At 59.2% G+C, this 2,660-nt stretch carries 3 protein-coding genes; 2 read left to right on the top strand and 1 reads right to left on the bottom strand.

Going from position 1 to position 2,660, the window contains the following annotated elements; all coding sequences use genetic code 11:
- Window positions 1-107: 107 nt before the first annotated feature.
- The gene (gene sohB / locus ACSFE6_RS31340) at window positions 108-1,130 is read right to left on the bottom strand and encodes a protease SohB (RefSeq protein WP_435431239.1); all 1,023 of its coding nucleotides are present in this window, start codon (window positions 1,128-1,130) and stop codon (window positions 108-110) included.
- A gap of 201 nt (window positions 1,131-1,331) precedes the next feature.
- On the opposite strand from sohB, the gene ACSFE6_RS31345 reads away from it, so the two are divergent.
- Together ACSFE6_RS31345 and ACSFE6_RS31350 are read left to right on the top strand one after the other, a co-directional pair.
- Entirely contained in the window at window positions 1,332-2,042 is a 711-nt protein-coding gene (locus ACSFE6_RS31345; RefSeq protein WP_435431240.1) for a histidine phosphatase family protein, read from the top strand.
- Window positions 2,043-2,120: 78 nt separating this feature from the next.
- A complete protein-coding gene (locus ACSFE6_RS31350; protein ID WP_020293838.1) occupies window positions 2,121-2,435 on the top strand; it encodes an SCP2 sterol-binding domain-containing protein in 315 nt (104 codons plus the stop codon).
- Window positions 2,436-2,660 lie beyond the last annotated feature (225 nt).

Raw genomic sequence — 2,660 nt, forward strand, 5'->3', positions numbered from 1 at the left:
GGGCGATGTTGCGCAAGGGGGAAAAAGAGAGAAGGCGGAAGTCAAAATAAAATGCTTTCTCCTCCCCCCCCCCCCCACCCCCCCCCTCTCCTACAGGGAGTTTGGTGTTACCAGAAACGTTGCTGGGTCAATCGACTCCACCAGTTGAGCAATACACGATCGACCGAACCGCTGGCCGCCATGCCGATGCGTTCCTGCAGGCTTTTACGTTCGGCGTAGTGCAAGTGATAGAGCTCGGACTGCTTGGCACGCTCGGCCAGGTATTCATCACTGGTCTTGAGTTCATCCACCAGTTGCTTGTCCAGCGCCGCGACACCGAGCCAGATCTCTCCGGTGGCCACTTCGTCAATGGCCAGTTGCGGGCGGTATCGGGAAACGAAGTTCTTGAACAGTTGATGGGTGATGTCGAGATCCTGCTGGAACTTCTCGCGGCCCTTTTCAGTGTTCTCGCCAAACACCGTCAAGGTGCGTTTGTACTCGCCGGCGGTTAACACTTCAAAGTCAATGTCGTGTTTCTTCAGCAGCCGGTTGACGTTGGGCAACTGCGCCACCACGCCGATCGAACCGAGGATCGCGAACGGTGCGCTGATGATCTTCTCGCCGATGCACGCCATCATGTAACCACCGCTGGCCGCGACTTTGTCGATGCACACGGTCAACGGTATGCCGGCCTGACGGATACGCGCCAGTTGCGACGATGCCAGGCCGTAGCTGTGGACCATGCCTCCGCCGCTTTCCAGGCGCAGGACCACTTCATCCTTGGGTGTGGCGAGGGTCAGCAGCGCGGTGATTTCGTGACGCAGGCTTTCAGTGGCCGAGGCCTTGATGTCGCCGTCGAAATCCAGCACAAACACGCGCGGCTTGGTTTCGGGATGCTTTTTCTGCTTCTTGTCGGACTTGGCTTGGGACTTACGCAAGGCCTTGAGCTGATCCTTGTCGAGCAAGGTTTGCTCCAGGCGTTCGCGCAGCCCTTTGTAGAAATCATTGAGCTTGCTGACCTGCAACTGGCCGGCCGACTTGCGTCGACCTTTGCTGCGCAAGGCCGCAAAACTGGCCAGGACCACCAGAATGGCGATCACCAGGGTCACGGTCTTGGCCAGAAAAACGGCGTACTCGGACAAAAACTCCACAGGGACTCCTTAGACGATGCGCGTCACGACAGCGCGCGGGATACCTCCAGCATACCCATGCGCCGCCCTTGCGGCCAGCCGTGAAACCTTTGGCAGCAGGCCTGTAACGGGCATTTCAAACAAGCGTATGTTTTTTCATTGACAGCTCACCGTCATCCTCATAACCTCGCCAAACCTTCAACGTACCGGGACGACGCGGACGTGGGCAGCATCTATTTGATTCGACATGGCCAGGCCTCCTTCGGTGCAGACGACTACGACGTCCTGTCGCCCATCGGTATTCGCCAGGCGGAAATTCTCGGTCAACACCTGGCTGAACTCGGCATCAGTTTCGATCGATGCCTGTCCGGCGATCTGCGCCGCCAGCAGCATACGGCCACCAGTGCGCTGGAGCAGTTCGCTGCCGTGGGCCTGCCAGTTCCGATCCTGGAAACCGACTCCGCCTTCAACGAGTTCGACGCCGACGCGGTGATCCGCGCGCTGTTGCCGGCGATGCTGCCGGACGAACCCGAAGCCCTGAACATCCTGCGCAACGCCGCGCAAAACCGCGCCGAGTTCCAACGCATTTTCGCCCTGATCATCGAACGCTGGCTCGCCGGCACCTACGACACGCCGGAGCTGGAAAGCTGGCTGGGCTTTGTCGAGCGGGTCCGGGCGGGTCTGCACAGGATTCTCGAACAAGCCGATAACACGCAGAAAATCGCCGTGTTCACGTCCGGTGGCACTATCACCGCCCTGCTCCATCTCATTACGCAAATGCCTGCCCGGCAGGCGTTTGAATTGAACTGGCAAATCGTCAACACCTCGCTCAACCACTTGAAGTTTCGTGGTCGCGAGGTGGCCCTGGCTTCCTTCAACAGTCATGCGCACCTGCAACTGCTGAAGGCCCCGGAACTCATCACGTTTCGCTGAGTCCGGACTCTTGTGACCCTGGCTGTAATCACCCAGCTCTTTTTACCCAGCTCCTATTACTCAAGAAAGGAACGAACCATGACCTCAGTAGCAGATGCCGTACAAGCAATGAAAGCCAAGTTCAACCCAGCCGCTGCTGCCGGTCTGGACCTGGTCTTCGGTTTCCGCATCGACGACACCAAGAACTTCTCGCTGATCGTCAAGGACAGCACCTGTGAGCTGCAAGAAGGCGAAAACCCGGACGCCCAGGTGACCCTGGTGATGGACGGCGAAACCCTGCAAGGCATCGTCAGCGGCGAAACCGACGGCATGCAAGCGTTCATGGGCGGCAAGCTGCGCGCTGAAGGCGACATGATGCTGGCGATGAAGTTGTCCGAGCTGTTCCCGGCCTAAGAGAAGCCTCTCAGGCTTTGCACGAAACCCGTCCTTGTGGCGGGTTTCGTCGTTTCAGGCCAAGCGAGCCTGCTCGCGAAAGCGGAGTGCCAGTCGACACCGACTTTGACTGTCCCGGCGCTTTCGCGAGCAGGCTCGCTCCACCCACCAACCCCTGTCGCTCAGCCTCTTTCCCACCCCTCCCCGGTCGAGGAGAATCCTCCCATGCGCGCATCTCCCTCACCC

The sequence above is a fragment of the Pseudomonas baetica genome, assembly GCF_051216495.1.
Taxonomy (GTDB): domain Bacteria; phylum Pseudomonadota; class Gammaproteobacteria; order Pseudomonadales; family Pseudomonadaceae; genus Aquipseudomonas; species Aquipseudomonas baetica_B.